Origin of the sequence: Novosphingobium sp. HR1a (genome assembly GCF_015594425.1) — a bacterium.
Classification (GTDB): domain Bacteria; phylum Pseudomonadota; class Alphaproteobacteria; order Sphingomonadales; family Sphingomonadaceae; genus Novosphingobium; species Novosphingobium resinovorum_A.
Genome location: NZ_JABXWS010000023.1, coordinates 24,735 through 39,003 on the forward strand (window position 1 = coordinate 24,735; position 14,269 = coordinate 39,003).

The 14,269-nt window shown below is 67.0% G+C and carries 13 protein-coding genes; 6 read left to right on the forward strand and 7 right to left on the reverse strand.

Features of this window, described 5'->3' with window-relative positions:
- Nucleotide 1 precedes the first annotated feature (1 nt).
- Nucleotides 2–169, forward strand: coding sequence for a YbdD/YjiX family protein (locus HWN72_RS03835; RefSeq protein WP_211149896.1), 168 nt, complete (start codon nucleotides 2–4; stop codon nucleotides 167–169).
- Between the two features lie 49 nt (nucleotides 170–218).
- On the opposite strand, the gene HWN72_RS03840 is transcribed toward HWN72_RS03835, so the two are convergent.
- The 5 genes from HWN72_RS03840 to HWN72_RS03860 are packed head-to-tail and all read right to left on the reverse strand — an operon-like array spanning nucleotide 219 to nucleotide 4,806.
- A complete protein-coding gene (locus HWN72_RS03840) occupies nucleotides 219–1,004 on the reverse strand; it encodes an SDR family oxidoreductase (RefSeq protein WP_211149897.1) in 786 nt (261 codons plus the stop codon).
- 11 nt (nucleotides 1,005–1,015) lie between these two features.
- A complete protein-coding gene (locus HWN72_RS03845; RefSeq protein WP_248005798.1) occupies nucleotides 1,016–1,771 on the reverse strand; it encodes an SDR family NAD(P)-dependent oxidoreductase in 756 nt (251 codons plus the stop codon).
- The gene (locus tag HWN72_RS03850; protein ID WP_211149898.1) at nucleotides 1,768–2,568 is read right to left on the reverse strand and encodes an NAD(P)-dependent oxidoreductase; all 801 of its coding nucleotides are present in this window, start codon (nucleotides 2,566–2,568) and stop codon (nucleotides 1,768–1,770) included. Before HWN72_RS03850 ends, HWN72_RS03845 begins: the two co-directional genes overlap by 4 nt.
- Nucleotides 2,561–3,343: a carboxymuconolactone decarboxylase family protein gene (locus HWN72_RS03855; RefSeq protein ID WP_211149899.1), complete on the reverse strand. Its 783-nt coding sequence runs from the start codon at nucleotides 3,341–3,343 to the stop codon at nucleotides 2,561–2,563. The genes HWN72_RS03850 and HWN72_RS03855 overlap by 8 nt, the downstream gene beginning before the upstream one ends.
- Entirely contained in the window at nucleotides 3,340–4,806 is a 1,467-nt protein-coding gene (locus tag HWN72_RS03860; RefSeq protein ID WP_211149900.1) for an aldehyde dehydrogenase, read from the reverse strand. Before HWN72_RS03860 ends, HWN72_RS03855 begins: the two co-directional genes overlap by 4 nt.
- 152 nt (nucleotides 4,807–4,958) lie before the next feature.
- Between HWN72_RS03860 and HWN72_RS03865 the strand changes: the two genes are divergently transcribed.
- Entirely contained in the window at nucleotides 4,959–5,663 is a 705-nt protein-coding gene (locus HWN72_RS03865) for an Rrf2 family transcriptional regulator (RefSeq protein ID WP_211149901.1), read from the forward strand.
- On the opposite strand, the gene HWN72_RS03870 is transcribed toward HWN72_RS03865, so the two are convergent.
- Nucleotides 5,647–7,095, reverse strand: a complete 1,449-nt coding sequence (locus HWN72_RS03870) for an alginate export family protein (protein WP_211149902.1) — start codon at nucleotides 7,093–7,095, stop codon at nucleotides 5,647–5,649. The genes HWN72_RS03865 and HWN72_RS03870 overlap by 17 nt on opposite strands.
- Nucleotides 7,096–7,135: 40 nt before the next feature.
- On the reverse strand, nucleotides 7,136–8,455 hold the full coding sequence (locus HWN72_RS03875; RefSeq protein ID WP_211149903.1) for a dicarboxylate/amino acid:cation symporter: 1,320 nt from the start codon (nucleotides 8,453–8,455) through the stop codon (nucleotides 7,136–7,138).
- Between the two features lie 210 nt (nucleotides 8,456–8,665).
- Between HWN72_RS03875 and HWN72_RS03880 the strand changes: the two genes are divergently transcribed.
- From HWN72_RS03880 to HWN72_RS03895, 4 genes are all read left to right on the forward strand, one after another.
- The gene (locus HWN72_RS03880; RefSeq protein WP_036522379.1) at nucleotides 8,666–10,408 is read left to right on the forward strand and encodes an ATP-binding protein; all 1,743 of its coding nucleotides are present in this window, start codon (nucleotides 8,666–8,668) and stop codon (nucleotides 10,406–10,408) included.
- Nucleotides 10,405–11,724 carry a sigma-54 dependent transcriptional regulator gene (locus HWN72_RS03885; protein WP_069707384.1) on the forward strand — a complete coding sequence of 440 codons (1,320 nt, stop codon included), beginning with the start codon at nucleotides 10,405–10,407 and terminating at the stop codon, nucleotides 11,722–11,724. Before HWN72_RS03880 ends, HWN72_RS03885 begins: the two co-directional genes overlap by 4 nt.
- 148 nt (nucleotides 11,725–11,872) lie before the next feature.
- Nucleotides 11,873–13,105, forward strand: a complete 1,233-nt coding sequence (locus HWN72_RS03890) for a glycosyl transferase (protein WP_248005799.1) — start codon at nucleotides 11,873–11,875, stop codon at nucleotides 13,103–13,105.
- Entirely contained in the window at nucleotides 13,098–14,264 is a 1,167-nt protein-coding gene (locus HWN72_RS03895; RefSeq protein WP_211149905.1) for a glycosyltransferase family 4 protein, read from the forward strand. Before HWN72_RS03890 ends, HWN72_RS03895 begins: the two co-directional genes overlap by 8 nt.
- Nucleotides 14,265–14,269 lie beyond the last annotated feature (5 nt).

Genomic DNA, 14,269 nt, shown 5'->3' on the forward strand with positions numbered 1-14,269 from the left:
AATGCTGCGAAACATGCTACGCCTGATGGTGGGGCAGCCGCCTTACGAGGTCTACCTCGCTCACATGGCACAACGCCATCCGGATGCCGTGCCGATGACGCGCGTGGAGTTCTTCCGCAACCGTGAGCAGGCACGCTTCGGCGGGGCGGGCGGAGGCAAGTGCTGCTGAGGCTATAATGTTCGTCGTCCCGGACTTGCTCCGGGACGACGAAAGCCTGCTAAGGCCGCATCACCCAGCCGCCGTCGACGTGGATTGTCTGCCCGGTGATCCACCGCCCGGCCTCCGAGCACAGCAGCAGCGCGGTGCCCACTAGTTCGTCCGGCTCCCCGCGCGAACGCAGCGCGCAGGTCATGTCGAGGAACTGGATGAACGGGGAATCGTCCGGCACCAGCAGCTTGCCCGCGTCCGACTTGACGTTGCCCGGCGCGATGGCGTTGCAGGTGATGCTGTCCTTGCCCAGTTGCTTGGCCAGCGTCGTCGTCAGCCCCACCAGCGCCAGCTTGGAAATGCCGTAGAGCCCGATCGCCGGGAACGCCCCGCCGCTGGTCTGGTTGACGATCCGCCCGCCGCCGCGCGCCCGCATCGAGGGGATCACCGCCCGCGCGCAGAGCAACGCGCCGTTGAGGTTCACCGCGAAGGCGCGGTTCCACGCCTCCAGGCTGACCGTCTCGCAATTGTCGTAGCTGATATCGACCATCAGCGCGGCATTGTTGACGAGGATGTCGATCCCGCCGAACGCCGCGCTCGCCGCCGCGCCCATCGCCAGTGTGGAGGCTTCGTCCGCCACGTCCACGCGCACGCCGATCGCCCGGCCGCCCGCCGCGACGATCTCCTGCGCGACGGCTTCGGCACCTTCGCCGTTAAGGTCGGCCACGACCACTGCCGCACCCGCTTCGGCCAGCCCGAGCGCATAGGCGCGTCCGATGGAATTGCCGCGTCCGCCCGCGCCGGTGACCACCGCCACTTTGCTGTCCAGGCGGAACTGATCGAGGGAAAATGTCATCGTATGGTCCTTCAGCCTGCAGTGATGCCCGCGTCGATGGAGAGGCACGCGCCATGGAAACCGCGCCCGGCGTCCGAAGCGAGGAGGACGATCATGTCCGCCACGTCCTCCACTTCGACGAGCCCGCGCATCCCCGAGAAGCGCTTGAGCAGTTCGAAGTCGCAGCCTTCCGGCGGCACGTAGTTCGCCGCGATGCCCGTCATCATGCCGCCGGGGGCGACGGCGTTGATGCGGATCGGCTGCTTCTGGAACTCCATCGCCAGCGCCTTGGTCATGCCGACGAGACCCCACTTGCTGGCGCAATAAGCCGCGGCATAGGCCTCGCCGATGTAGGAGGCGCAGGAGGCGACGTTGACGATCGCACCCTGCGTTTCCAGCAAGTGCGGGATCGCCGCCTGCGAGAGGAAAAACGGCGCGTTGAGGTTGACGTCGATGGTGCGTTCGTACCGCTCGCGCGGCATTTCGGGCGTGTTGGCGAGGTAGATCAGCCCGGCGACGTTGCACAGCGCATCGAGACGTCCGAAGGCCGCGACCGCGTTCGCGATGGCGGCGTGGCAGGCGGCGGGGTCGGAAAGATCGGCAACCTCGCTGCGCGCCTCGGCCCCGCACGATGCGGCCGTTTCGGCGAGGCCCACAGCATCGACGTCGACCAGCCACAGTTTCGCGCCTTCCGCGCTCAGTTTCAGCGCCGCCGCGCGGCCGAGGCCGGACGCGGCGCCGGTCACCAGCGCGACTTTGCCGGTGAGATTGAGGTTCTCGAAAATCATGGTGTCTCTCCGGTGACGCCCGCAGCGTCGAGGAACGGCATCGCCGCCAGCGCGAGCGGGTTGCCCGGATGCGCGATGGCGCCGAGCAGGCTTACGTCCTTGAACAGCAGGTTCCCCCCGTGCGCGAAGGCGGGCGGGGCGGGCAGGCGGGCGTAGACCTCGAAGCCGAAGCTGCGCCCGCTCGACGCCTGGATGAGGTCGGCGAGCGCCGCGCGGTCCACGCCCAGCCCCTCGGCGATGGCGAGCGCGCTATGGGCGAGGCCCATGTTGGCAGCGAGCAGGGCGTTGTTGACGATCTTGGCCCGCTGCCCGGCGCCGGCCGGGCCGAGCAGCACGATCTTCGCGCCGAACGTCCGCAACAAGGGGAGCGCCCTGGCGAAAGCCTCTTCGCTGCCGCCGCACATCACGGTGAGGGTGCCCGCCTCGGCCGCCGGGCTGCCGCCGCTGACGGGGGCGTCGAGCAGCAAGATACCGCGCTTTGTCGCCTGCGCAGCGAGCGCCTCGCAAGTCTGCGGCAGGATCGTCGAGTGGATCGTCAGCACGCTGCCGGGGCGCATGGCGGGCAGCAGCAGGTCGCAGACTTGCACCACGTCCGCGTCGTTGACCACGCAGACGCCGACATGATCGCAGGCCGCGCCGAGGTCCTCCACCGATGCCGCAGCCTTCGCGCCCTTCGCGGCGAACGGGGCGAGCGCCTCGGGTCGCCGGGCCCAGACGGTCAGCGCATTGCTCGTCATCATCCGCATGGCGATCGGCGCGCCTTGCGAGCCGAGGCCGATGAAACCCACTTCAGCCATTCCAGGGAAGTCCTTTCTCCACTTTGGCGATCATCTCGATCACGACGGCGTTGATGCGCGAGGCCTTGGGCCAGCCCGCATGGGTGCCGTACTGGAGGACGAATTCCAGCATTTCCTCCGGCTGGCAGTTCCCGCTCGCCATTGCGGCGTGGATGTGGCTGCGGATCGGGATGTCGGCGCCGGATTCGCAGACGCCGACAAGCGTGATCCATCGCCGCGAGGCTTCGTCGAGGCCGCGCCGCCGCCACATCTCGCCGAAGACGAAGTTGTTGATGCCGACCAGATAGGGCGAGTTCGGCGGGCCGGGCGGGAAGGTCATGACCTTCGCGAATTCGGCATGGCCCTGGTCGTTGCGCTCCTGCGCGTCCCAGGGTTCGGCGCGGATCGGCGGCACTTCGGCGGGCGGCAGACCCAGCGCTTCGGCCACGCGGGTGACGGCCCGGTCGAGCCTGCCGCCGTTGCCCCAGCCCGAATAGACCGCGAGGTGGAGCGCCGCCTCGCGCAGTTCGGCGAGGGTCAGCGCGCCGGTGGCGAGCGCACCGCGCACGAAATCCTCGACCTGCCCGTCGGCCAGCCCGCAAGTCGCGGCCGAGGTCATGGCGACGAGGAAGCGGGCGCGGCGGGGCAGGCCGGGCCGGGTCCAGACCTCGGCGAAGAAGAAGTCGCGCCAAGATTCCTCCAGCAGCGTGGTCGGGGCGGGGGCTTCGCGTCCGGTGACTTCGGCCTGGGCGGCGAGGCCGGCGGTGCTGCGCGCGGCGGGATCGAGCAGGGTCACTGGAGGTTGATCCACACGTTGCGCACCTGCTGGAATTCGCGCAGGCCCTCGATCCCGCCGAGGCGGCCGTGGCCGGAATGCTTCATGCCGCCGAACGGCACGCAGGGCGTCATCGCCTCGCCCGAGCCGTTGACCTGCACCTGTCCGGCCATCATCTGCCCGGCGACACGGTGCGCGCGGGCGAGGTCGGTGGTGTGGACATAGGCGCCGAGGCCGTAGTCGGTGTCGTTGGCCAGCGCGATCGCCTCCTCCTCGCTGTCGAACGGCGTGACGACGATGACCGGGCCGAACACTTCTGTGCGGGCGATCTCGCTGCCGTGTGCCACGTCGGCAAGCACGGTGACCGGGTAGAATGCGCCGCCCGCGTGATCACCGCCCATGCGCGCACCGCCGCAGACCACGCGTGCGCCCTCGGCGGTGCCGCGCGTGACCATGCCATGAATACGGTCCAGCGCGGCCTCGGAGATCACCGGGCCCATAATCGTGTCCATGGTGAAGGGATCTCCGACTTTCACATGGGCCGCCATGGCCTTGAGCATCTCGACGTAGGGTTCGTAGATCGAGCGCTCGACCAGCAGGCGGGTGCCGTTGACGCAGCCCTGTCCATTGGCGCTGACGGCGCCGGAAAGTCCGCGCTTGGCGGCGGCTTGCAGGTTCGTGTCGGCGAAGACCAGCACCGCCGACTTGCCGCCCAGTTCCAGCCCGACCGGCTTGAGCGATTGCGCGGCGCTTGCGAGGATTGTCTTCGCTGTCGCGCCGCTGCCGATGAACTCGATCTTGTCGATGCCGGGGTGCTCGACCATCGCCGCGCCGACGTCCGCGCCGCCGGTCACGAGGTTGACGACGCCCGGCGGAAAGCCCGCCAGCCGGATCAGTTCAACCAGCTTCATGATCGACCACGGCGCGGTTTCGGGCGCCTTCAGCACAATGCAGTTCCCGGCGGCCAGCGCCGGGGCCATCACCATCGTCGCCGCGAACAGAGGGCCGTTCCAGGGGACGATCACGCCGATGGTGCCGTAAGGTTCATAGGCTACGTAGTCATGCGCCGGGCCGCCCCATGTCGGCACGGTGCGGCCTTCCAGCTTGTCCGCCCAGCCGCCGAAGTAGCGGAACTTCTGCGCCGCATCCGCGCTCATGTGCGGGCCTGCGAGGAGGATCGAGCCGTTTTCCGCGCTCAGCAGTGGGGACATTTCCGCCGTGCGTTCCTCGATCACCGAAGCGAGGCGCAGCATCAGGTCGCGGCGCTTGTCGCCCGGCATCGCGCGCCATGCGGGCTGCGCGGCGCGGGCGGCGGCGACGGCGCGGTCGACGTCGTCGCCGCTCGCCAGGCGGATCTCGCTTGTGACTTCGCCGCTGGCGGGATAGACGTGGGCGAACGTCTCGCCGGTGCCGGCGGCCTCGGCGCTGTCGCCGATCAGGTGCGCGAATTCGGGCAGGGATACGTCAGGCAGGCGGAAGCCCATGGCTTTGCTCTCCTCTCCATCGGCGACTACGCACCGTTTGATGGAGAGGAGGCTATCGGGGTAAAAATAAGCGGTCAATTGACTTGAATTGTGCGATTATCCCAAGATAAGCAGCGTGAATTCCATATTATATGCCTATTATCTAGAAGGCCATGTCGGGGAAGAAAGCCAGCCTGATCGTCCGTACCACCGCGATCCTGCGGGAGAAGATCTACGCCGTGCCCGAGGGGGAGCGGATCGGTTCGCTGCATGAACTGGCGCGCTCGCTGGAGGTGGGGATCGTCACCCTGCAGCAGGTCGCGCGGGTGCTGGAGCATGAAGGGCTGCTCGAAGTTCGGCGCGGTCCGGGCGGCGGCTATTACGGCGCGCGGCCCGATGCGGCGGCGCTGGAGCGGGGGCTGCATGCTTACATGCGGATGAACCCGGCGTCCTACGAGGAGGCGCTGGACATGACCTCGCTGCTGTTCAACGAGCTGGCGACTGCCGCCGCGCGCTGCACCGACGCGGGCTTGCGGGCCCGGCTGGCGACGCTGGCGGAGACGCTTCCCGGCTGCACGACGATGGCGGACAGCGGGCGCTTCGAGATGGAGTTCCAGGAACTGCTGTTTCGCATGGTCCGCCGCCCGCTGTTCGAGATGCTGACGCGGGTGACGCTGCATTATTCCACCGCGCATACGGCCCCGGACCTCAAGGTCTTCGACGACGACGGCGCGGCATGGCGCGAGGGGCGCGGGCGGATCATCGCCGCGATCCTCGCCAACGATGCGGACCTCACGCGGTTCGAGGCCAACCGGCAGAACCGCGCGGTGGTGCGGGCCTATCTGGAGGCGAAGCCGCCGGTCAGAACCGGAAGCTGAGCCAGCCCGCGAGGAAATCCGAACTCTTGTACCCCGCGTCGGTCAGTGCCGCGCCGGCCTTCAGGTGCTCGTAGCGGCCGGTGAACGACAGGCGCGGCGTGATCGTCCACACCGCCTGCAGCCGCGCCAGTTCCGCGATCTTGCGCGCGGTGCCGTTCTGGGTGCCCGCGAAGGGCTGGCCGTTGGCGCGGTACACCGCGTCGTGGACATTGTCGCGCCAGGCGAACTCGTACTCCGCCAGCACGCGCACGTCCTTGACCGGCGAGAAGCTGACGTTCGGCGTCACCGCGCGCAAGTTCGAGGGCGTCAGGTAGAGCTGGTAGCTGTAGTAGATGTTGTTGCCGAAGGGCGAATAGGCGTTGCGCAGCTTGCCGTTCCCATATCCGCCGCCGCCGCTGGCATAGTCGAAGTGGACGCCGACGCGCGGTGCCGTCTTGCTCTTGCCCAGCCTGTAGGTCTGCGCGATGAACGCCTGCCAGGCGGAGATGTCCTGCGTCATGTAGTATCCCCACTGGCGGTTCACCGACCAGTCGAGGTTCACGCGGCCCACGTCTCCGCGCAACCACCCGCCCAGATACCAGCGCGTCGCCGGGCCGATCCGCCCGCCCCAGGCGCCGACGTCGTTGTGGCGCCGCCACAGGAAGGTGTCGAAGGCGAGGTTCGAATTGCCGAGGAACGTCCTGGGCAGCATCACCCCGACGGTGGCGCCGGAGAAGCGGCGCGCCGGATCGTCGACGTCGTCGCCGGTGCCGAGGTCGCCATAGGCCGTCGGGCGGAAGTCGAAGGCGCCGAAGCGCAGCTTCGATCCGCGCGCGTAGAAGCGCCAGCCGTTCATGGTGTAGCGGATCGTGTTGTTGTCACGCTGCGAGGCGAGCAGGTTGGGGCCGTCGGTGAATTCCTGGCGGCCGTAGCGCACGCCGACGTCGAATTCGCCGATGTCGGTGCGGGCTTCGACGAAGGACTGCTGGATCACCACGTCGTTGCGCAGCGTCGCGGCGGGCACGCCGAGGTTGCGGCCGGAGATGCCGCCGTGGGCGATCTCGCCGTAGAAGCGCAAGTGGGTGCCGATGTGGAGGTCGGCGCCGCCGACCACCCGGTTGATGTCCTGGCGCTGGGCCTCGGCCTCGCGCAAGTTGGGGTTGGTGGTCTGGTTGACGCGAAGGCGCAGTTCGCCGGACAGGGTCAGGTAGATATCGCCGTCGTCGTCGAGCGGGATGTACTTGAGCCGGTCGAGCGGGTCGTCGCGCTTGGCGGGATCGGCCTTTTCGGTCCAGTCCTCGGCCCAGCGGGAGAGGGCGTAGCCATTGGTGACCGCGCCGTCGCCGTTGTGGGCCTGGGGATATGCGGCATCCTGCGCATGCGCGATTCCAGCAGGCGTTATCAGGGCGAGCGAAAGGGTGGCGGCGCGCAGCCGCGAAGCAACAGTGCCCATGGGGCGACCTCTCCGTAGTTCTTGTTTTTAGCGTGCTTGCTTATTCGGCTGGGACGAGTGCCGGTTCGGGCAGGGCATGCCCGGAGAGCGCGGCGTCGAGGCGGGCGTGATCCAGCTTGCCCTCCCAGCGCGAGACGACGACGGTGGCGACAGCATTGCCGATGAAGTTGGTCAGGCTGCGGCATTCCGACATGAAGCGATCGACGCCCAGGATCAGCGCCATGCCCGCGACCGGCACGTCCGGCACGATCGAAAGCGTGGCCGCCAGCGTGATGAAGCCCGCGCCGGTGACGCCCGCCGCGCCCTTGGACGAGAGCATGGCGACGCCCAGCAGCAGCAGTTGCTGGCCCAGCGTCAGATCGACGTTGCAGGCCTGCGCGATGAACAGCGCCGCCAGCGTCATGTAGATGTTGGTGCCGTCGAGGTTGAACGAATAGCCAGTGGGAACGACGAGTCCGACGACGGCCTTGGGGCAGCCGGCGCGCTCCATCTTCTCGATAAGGGCGGGCAGGGCGCTTTCCGAGGATGAGGTGCCAAGGACCAGAAGCAGTTCGGCCTTGAGGTAGGCGATCAGCTTGAGGATCGAGAACCCGCACAGCTTCGCCACCGCGCCGAGCACGACGACCACGAACAGGATCGAGGTGAGGTAGAACGTCGCCACCAGCTGCGCGAGGTTGGCAAGACTGCCGACGCCGTACTTGCCGATGGTGAACGCCATGGCACCGAACGCACCGATCGGGGCGAGCTTCATCACGATGGCGACGAGCTTGAACACCACCATCGAGATGTCGTCGAGTAGCGAAAGCACCTTGTCGCCACGTTCCCCGATGGCGGCCAGCGAGCAGCCGAACAGGATCGCGACGACGAGCACCTGCAGGATGTTCTCCTGCGCCAGTGCAGAGACCAGCGTGTCCGGGATCATCGCATTGAGAAAGCCGAGCAGCGAGGTCTCGTGCGCCTTTTCGGCGTACTGGGCGACCTTGCCGGCATCGAGCGTGGCGGGATCGATGTTGAAGCCCGCGCCCGGCCGCACGACGTTGGCGACGGTCATGCCGACGATCAGCGCCAACGTGGAAAAGAACAGGAAGTAGGCGAAGGCTTTCGCCGCCACGCGCCCGACCGAGCCGAGATCGCGCATCCCGGCAATGCCGGTGACGATGGTGAGGAAGATGACCGGGGCGATCACCATCTTCACCAGCTTGATGAACATGTCGCCCACCGGCTTCAGCGATTCGCCGACCGCCGGGTAGAAATGGCCCAGCAGTACGCCCGCAGTGATCGCGGCAAGAACCTGGACATAAAGGTGCGTGTACCAGCGCTTCGCAGCGACGGGCTGAATGTGCGACGGATCATACTGCATATGTCAAAAGCCTTCGTCATCCTCGGGACGCCGACGACACCCCGGGGGTGACGCTCGTGCCTAGGGTCAAAATGCCGCCCGTTTCATTGCGCGCAAAGACAAATTGCATTATTGTAAATATCTTTAATATCAATGATATGAGGGTGACGTCGTTCACACCATGTCTGGAAATCTGCCCTCCTCATAACTGGATAGTGCAGAAACTTGCACATGAGGCCCTGTTGGCTTAGGCGGATTCGTGTGGTTCGATCGCGTTATCTCTGGTGGCTGGCGGCGGCGCTGGCTTGCGCTGCTGCGGTGGCATTCCTGACCGGACTTGCGGTGAGGCAGGCCGCGACCGCCCGTTTCGCGGCGCAGGCAGCCATCGACGCCCGGCTGCGGCAGGCACTGCTGGCGAGCGAAATCGCCCGGTTCCGGCTTCTTCCGCTTGCGCTGGCAGACGACCGCGATCTTGTCGCACTCGTCGCGGGCAGGCCGGGCGCCGAAGCGGTGATGAACGCCAAGCTGGAGAGACTGTCGCGCGATCTTGGCTCGCCCATCATCTACATCATTCGCAAGGACGGCCTGACCCTGGCCGCGAGCAACTGGCGCGATCCGCGCAGTTTCCTGGGCAAGGACTACAGTTTTCGTCCGTATTTCCGGGCGGCATTGCGCAGCGGGCTCGGTGAGCAGTTCGCGCTCGGTACGGTCAGTCATCGGCCCGGTCTGTTCTTTGCACGGCGGGCGGCGGGGGGCAGCGTCGTCGTGATGAAGATGGAGTTCGACCGCGTCGAGGCACAATGGCGCGAGGCGAACGGGGTTACTTTCGTCACCGATCCCAATGGAGTGATTTTGGTCACCAGTCGTCGTAACTGGCGTTACGCCGCGACGCGGCCGCTCCCGTCCGAACGCAGCCTGCGCGAACGCAAGCTCATCGGCGTCGGGAACCTTGGCCCAGTGCCTTTTCGCGAACATGACGGTGGACGCATTACCCTTCTGAGGGAGAAGGGCGACCATCTGCTCACTACCACGGCGGCGGATGCGCTGGGTTGGCGTGTCAATCTGGCGTTGCCGCTGCAAGGCGCGGTGGATGCCGTCGTGCGCGCCGCGCAGATCGGCGCGGCGCTGCTGACGTTGGCATTGTTCGCCTTCGCGGCCTTTGTGCGGGAGCGAAGCCGTCGCCGACGCGAGCACACCGCCCAGCTCGAAGCTGCAGTCGCCGAGCGCACCATCGACCTGCGCCGGGAGATCGAGGATCGCGCCGCCGCCGAGGCTCACGCGGCGCAACTGCGCGAAGGGTTGCGGCAGGCCAACCGCCTTGCCACGCTCGGGCAGGTGACGGCGAGCGTCGCGCACGAGACGGCGCAACCCGTCGCCGCGATCCGCAACTATGCGTCCACCTCGCGGCAATTGCTGGACATGGGTGCCGAGGATGCCGTCCGCGATAATCTCTCGGCAATCGACCGTCTGGCCGAGCGTATCGGAGCAGTCACTGCCGAACTGCGCGGCTTTGCGCGCAAAGGTAGCCGTGCTGGAGGCCCGATCCCGCTGGCTGAGGTGGTCGAAGGCGCCTGCCTGCTCCTCAAGGAGCGTCTGTCGCGCGTCGTTTTCGTGGTTCCCGAGGTGCCGCCCGGCCTGTTCGTGTTCGGCGGGCACGTCCGGCTGGAGCAAGTGCTCGTCAACATCCTGCAGAACGCGCTCGAGGCGCTGGAAGGACGCGCCGACGCCCGGATCGAGCTTGCACTGGATGCAGGAGCGGAAAAGGTGCGGATGACCATACGCGACAACGGCCCGGGCATCGCAGCGGAGGTCGCCGACCGCCTGTTCACGCCCTTCGCCACCAGTCGGCCGACCGGATTGGGGCTTGGCCTCGTCATCTCGAAGGACATCGTCGAGGACTTCGGCGGCACCCTGCAACTGGAGCCCTCCGACTACGGGGCATGTTTCGCGATCGTGCTCAGGCGCGCGCCATGAACGACCGCGCACCGGGACAGGCGAGGCGCGTGGCGCTTGTCGAGGACGATGCGGATCTGCGCATCTCGACGGCGCAGGTGCTGTCGCTTGCGGGCTTCGTCGTCGAGAGCTTTGCCGCTGCGCCACCCGCGCTGGAGGCCATCGACGCCGATTGGCCGGGGATCGTCGTGTCGGACGTCCGTATGCCCCATATGTCGGGGACCGAACTGTTTCGAGCGCTGCACGAGCGTGATCCGGACCTGCCGGTCATCCTCGTCACCGGGCATGGCGACGTGGCGATGGCGGTGGATGCGCTCAAGGCGGGGGCATGGGACTTCCTGACCAAGCCTTTCGATCCGCAGGCGCTGGTCGCGGCGGCCGACCGGGCGGCGACTGCGCGGGGATTGGCGCTTGATAACCGGCGATTGCGCGCGGCGGCGCAGGGGGATGCTGCTTCGGGGCTGATCGGCGAGTCCGCTGCCATACGCCGCCTGCGCGAAATGATCCCGACCCTCGCCAATGCCGATATCGACCTGTTCATCGAGGGGGAGACGGGAACCGGCAAGGAACTGCTGGCGCGCCTCATCCACCGCGCAGGCAAGCGTTCGCGCCAGCGCTTCATGGCTGTCGCCTGCGGCGCGCTGCCCGAGGCGCTGGAGGATGAACTCTTCGCGCCGATGGGGGAGGCAAGCATCGCCTCGGTCGTGCGTGGCACGCTGTTCCTCGACGATATCGACCAGGCTTCGCGGCGCCTGCAGGCGCGGCTGACCCCGCTCGTCGAGGAGCGGGTGCTGCGCAGTCCCGGCGCGCGCGAGCCGCTGCCGCTGGACTTGCGGGTGATCGCGACGGGCGGGACGGACGAAGGCGACTTGTCCGAGAAGATCACGCCGGGCCTGTTCTATCGCCTTGCAGCGTTGCGCCTGCGGATGCCGCCCTTGCGTGAGAGGCGGGAGGACGTACCGGCGCTTTTCGCCCACCTCGCAGGAGCCGCCGCGACCCGGCTGCGGCTGCCCTTGCCGATGATGACCGGCGCCGTGCGGCACCATCTTTCCAGCCACGACTGGCCCGGCAACGTCCGGGAACTGGCCCATTTCGCCGAGCGCTTCGTGCTGGGGCTGGAGGATGCCGCAGCCGAGCCTGCAAGCGTCCCTGCCGGTGACACGCTGCCGCAGCGCCTCGACGCGTTCGAGCGCGATACCATTGTCGCGGCCGTGCTGGGTACGAAGGGAGAGATCGGCGCGGCGATCAAGCGGCTCGGCATCCCGCGCAAGACCTTCTACTACAAGGTTCACAAGCACGGGATCGACCTGGCGACGCTGCGCAAGGGCGGGCGCTGACGGGTTCGTCCGGACCGGCAGGCCGGTTCACGGGGCACTCCACCGCGCAATTGTTGCAGGGTGAAAGGGACGCTGCGACCTTCTGAAATGCGTCGGCAAACCGATGGGGCCAAGGATCGGGTAGCCGAAGCCTGCAATGGAGGACGCCATGCTCCAAGGAGCGATCGAGCGGCTTGCCGACCCCGCGGTGCCGCAAAAACTTTGCTTTTTCTTCAACGCGCAGTTGCACCACGTCCTGCACGCGATGCCGCTTGCTATAGAACTTGCCCGCGATCCGCGCTTTGCGGTGGACGTCGTTGCGATGACGCACGATCATATCGCGATGGCGCGCGACATAGCGCGGCGGCATGGGGCTTCGACGATCCGTTTCGTGCAGGTCGAAGGGCCGATGCTCTCTGCCTTCACGCGACTGGCGGGTTCCGCCACGCCGCCCAAGCTGGTCGCGCTTGCCGCCGCGCGGGGGCGGCTTGCCGAATATGATGCGATCGTGGTGCCTGAGCGCACTTCGCTGCTGCTGCGGCATGCCGGATTGAAGCGCACCTGCTTTATCCACACCTGCCACGGCGCCGGTGACAGGGCGGTCGGCTACGACCGCCGCATCCGCCAGTTCGACTTCGTTCTTCTGGCCGGTGACAAGCAGCGTCGCCGCATGCTTGACAAGGGCCTCATTCGAGAGGGCCACTATGCCGTCGTCGGCTATGGCAAGTTCGACCTGACCCGGGATCGCGCGCCCGCGCGGCTGTTTCCGCAGGATCGGCCGGTGGTGTTGTACAACCCGCATTTTTCCCCGAAGCTGTCGTCATGGCCGGGCATGGGTCTCGACGTCGTGCGCCAGTTCGCCGAGGACGGGCGCTTCAACCTGATCGTGGCGCCGCATATCCGGATGTATGACGGTCGCCGTCGCCGCGAACGGATGGAACGCCGGTTGGCGGAATTCTCCCGTCTGCCGCACGTCCATATCGATCTCGGCAGTGCGGCGAGCGTCGATATGAGCTATACCCGGATGGCCGCGGTTTATCTGGGTGACGTCAGCAGCCAGATCTACGAATTCGTCGTGCGGCCGCGTCCCTGTCTGTTTCTCAACGCGCATGGTGCCAATTGGCAGGGCAATCCGAGCTATCGGCACTGGCATTACGGCCCCGTTCACGAAGACGCGGATCATATCGTTGAAAAAGTCGCCCATGCCATCGCCTCGCACGGCGCTTATGCCGCAGTCCAGCAGAAGGGGATCGAGGATACTTTCGACCGCGAGGGGCGCAGTGCATCGGAGCGGGCGGGACGGGCGGTCGCGGATTACCTGACCTCACGCCTCAGACACGGGACCATGCCGCGGACGACGTCGTTCGGCTTTGGTCGCGGGAGTGCGCTCGCCCATGAATGATGCTGCTGCCATATGGCTCGTCGCGCGGGTTCACGCGCCGGACGAAGGCGGGGTGCAGACGTACGTTGCACAGGTTGCGCGCGCCTATGCGCGCGGTGGGCGACGGGTCACCGTTTTCGCAAAGTCTTCGGCAGGGCCGCGCCGGATAACGGAGGATGACATCACTCTTGTCGATGTCGGCCCGGGTGCGCAAATGATGGTCTATCTACGGCTCGCAATAGCCATGATACGCGCATGGATGGCCGGGGCGCGCCCTTGTGTGATCCATGCCTGCACATGGCGCGCGGCGATACCGGCCCTCCTGTTTCCGCGCCCGCTTATCGTCACCGTGCACGGGCGAGAAGTCGGCCGCCCCTCGAAAGGAGCATTCCGGTTGATGCGTGCGGTGCTGGCGCGCACGACGCGGATCATTGCGGTCAGCGACGCCACGCGCCGCCTGTTGCTTGCTCGTGCGCCGGACCTTGCCGCTCGATGCGCTATTGCCTGGAATGGCGTGGTCCTGCCGGTAGAGGAGAGGCAGGAGCCCGCCAATGCCCGGCCGCGCGTCATGACGGTGTGCCGTCTGGTCTCTCGCAAGAATGTGCCCGCCGCCGTGCATGCGGTTGCCAACTGCCGGAACGAAGGCGTGGCGCTCGATTACGCGGTGATCGGTCGCGGTCCTGACGAGGATGCCATTCGCGCGGCGTTGGAAGCCGCTGGGGCCGCAGCCGGGAGCGAACTGGGCATTACGGTGATGACCGGATATGTCGAGGATGCGGAACTGGCGGAGCATCACCGGACCGCCGACATATTCCTTCATCCACAGATCGCGCTGGAGGACGGCGCGGAGATGGAAGGCTTCGGTATCAGTGTCGCCGATGCGATGGCGCATGGCATCGCCTGCATCGTCGGCCAGGACGGAGGGCCGGGCGAACTCGTGCGTGACGGCGTGACCGGGCTGGTCGTCGATGGTCGCGATCCCGGAGCGGTCCGCGCCGCACTGGGGCTGCTCGCGCGCGATGCCGTCTATCGGCGCCGCCTTGCCGAAAACGGTCGCCTGTTTGCGCGCGAGAATTTCAGTTGGGATCGCCACTGCCGCCTCGCTCTCGAAGGTCTGGTCGCCGATGGGGTCGAAGAGGATGGTCGTCAGCAGGAACAACTCACGCCTTCGTTGAATTAGCATCG

Bases quoted from the DNA above. Each gene is read 5' to 3' on its own strand.
- HWN72_RS03835 (WP_211149896.1), top strand. From the start codon at position 2: ATGCTGCGAAACATGCTACGCCTGATGGTGGGGCAGCCGCCTTACGAG.
- HWN72_RS03840 (WP_211149897.1), bottom strand. From the start codon at position 1,004: ATGACATTTTCCCTCGATCAGTTCCGCCTGGACAGCAAAGTGGCGGTG.
- HWN72_RS03845 (WP_248005798.1), bottom strand. From the start codon at position 1,771: ATGATTTTCGAGAACCTCAATCTCACCGGCAAAGTCGCGCTGGTGACC.
- HWN72_RS03850 (WP_211149898.1), bottom strand. From the start codon at position 2,568: ATGGCTGAAGTGGGTTTCATCGGCCTCGGCTCGCAAGGCGCGCCGATC.
- HWN72_RS03860 (WP_211149900.1), bottom strand. From the start codon at position 4,806: ATGGGCTTCCGCCTGCCTGACGTATCCCTGCCCGAATTCGCGCACCTG.
- HWN72_RS03865 (WP_211149901.1), top strand. From the start codon at position 4,959: ATGTCGGGGAAGAAAGCCAGCCTGATCGTCCGTACCACCGCGATCCTG.
- HWN72_RS03870 (WP_211149902.1), bottom strand. From the start codon at position 7,095: ATGGGCACTGTTGCTTCGCGGCTGCGCGCCGCCACCCTTTCGCTCGCC.
- HWN72_RS03875 (WP_211149903.1), bottom strand. From the start codon at position 8,455: ATGCAGTATGATCCGTCGCACATTCAGCCCGTCGCTGCGAAGCGCTGG.
- HWN72_RS03880 (WP_036522379.1), top strand. From the start codon at position 8,666: ATGAGGCCCTGTTGGCTTAGGCGGATTCGTGTGGTTCGATCGCGTTAT.
- HWN72_RS03885 (WP_069707384.1), top strand. From the start codon at position 10,405: ATGAACGACCGCGCACCGGGACAGGCGAGGCGCGTGGCGCTTGTCGAG.
- HWN72_RS03890 (WP_248005799.1), top strand. From the start codon at position 11,873: ATGCTCCAAGGAGCGATCGAGCGGCTTGCCGACCCCGCGGTGCCGCAA.
- HWN72_RS03895 (WP_211149905.1), top strand. From the start codon at position 13,098: ATGAATGATGCTGCTGCCATATGGCTCGTCGCGCGGGTTCACGCGCCG.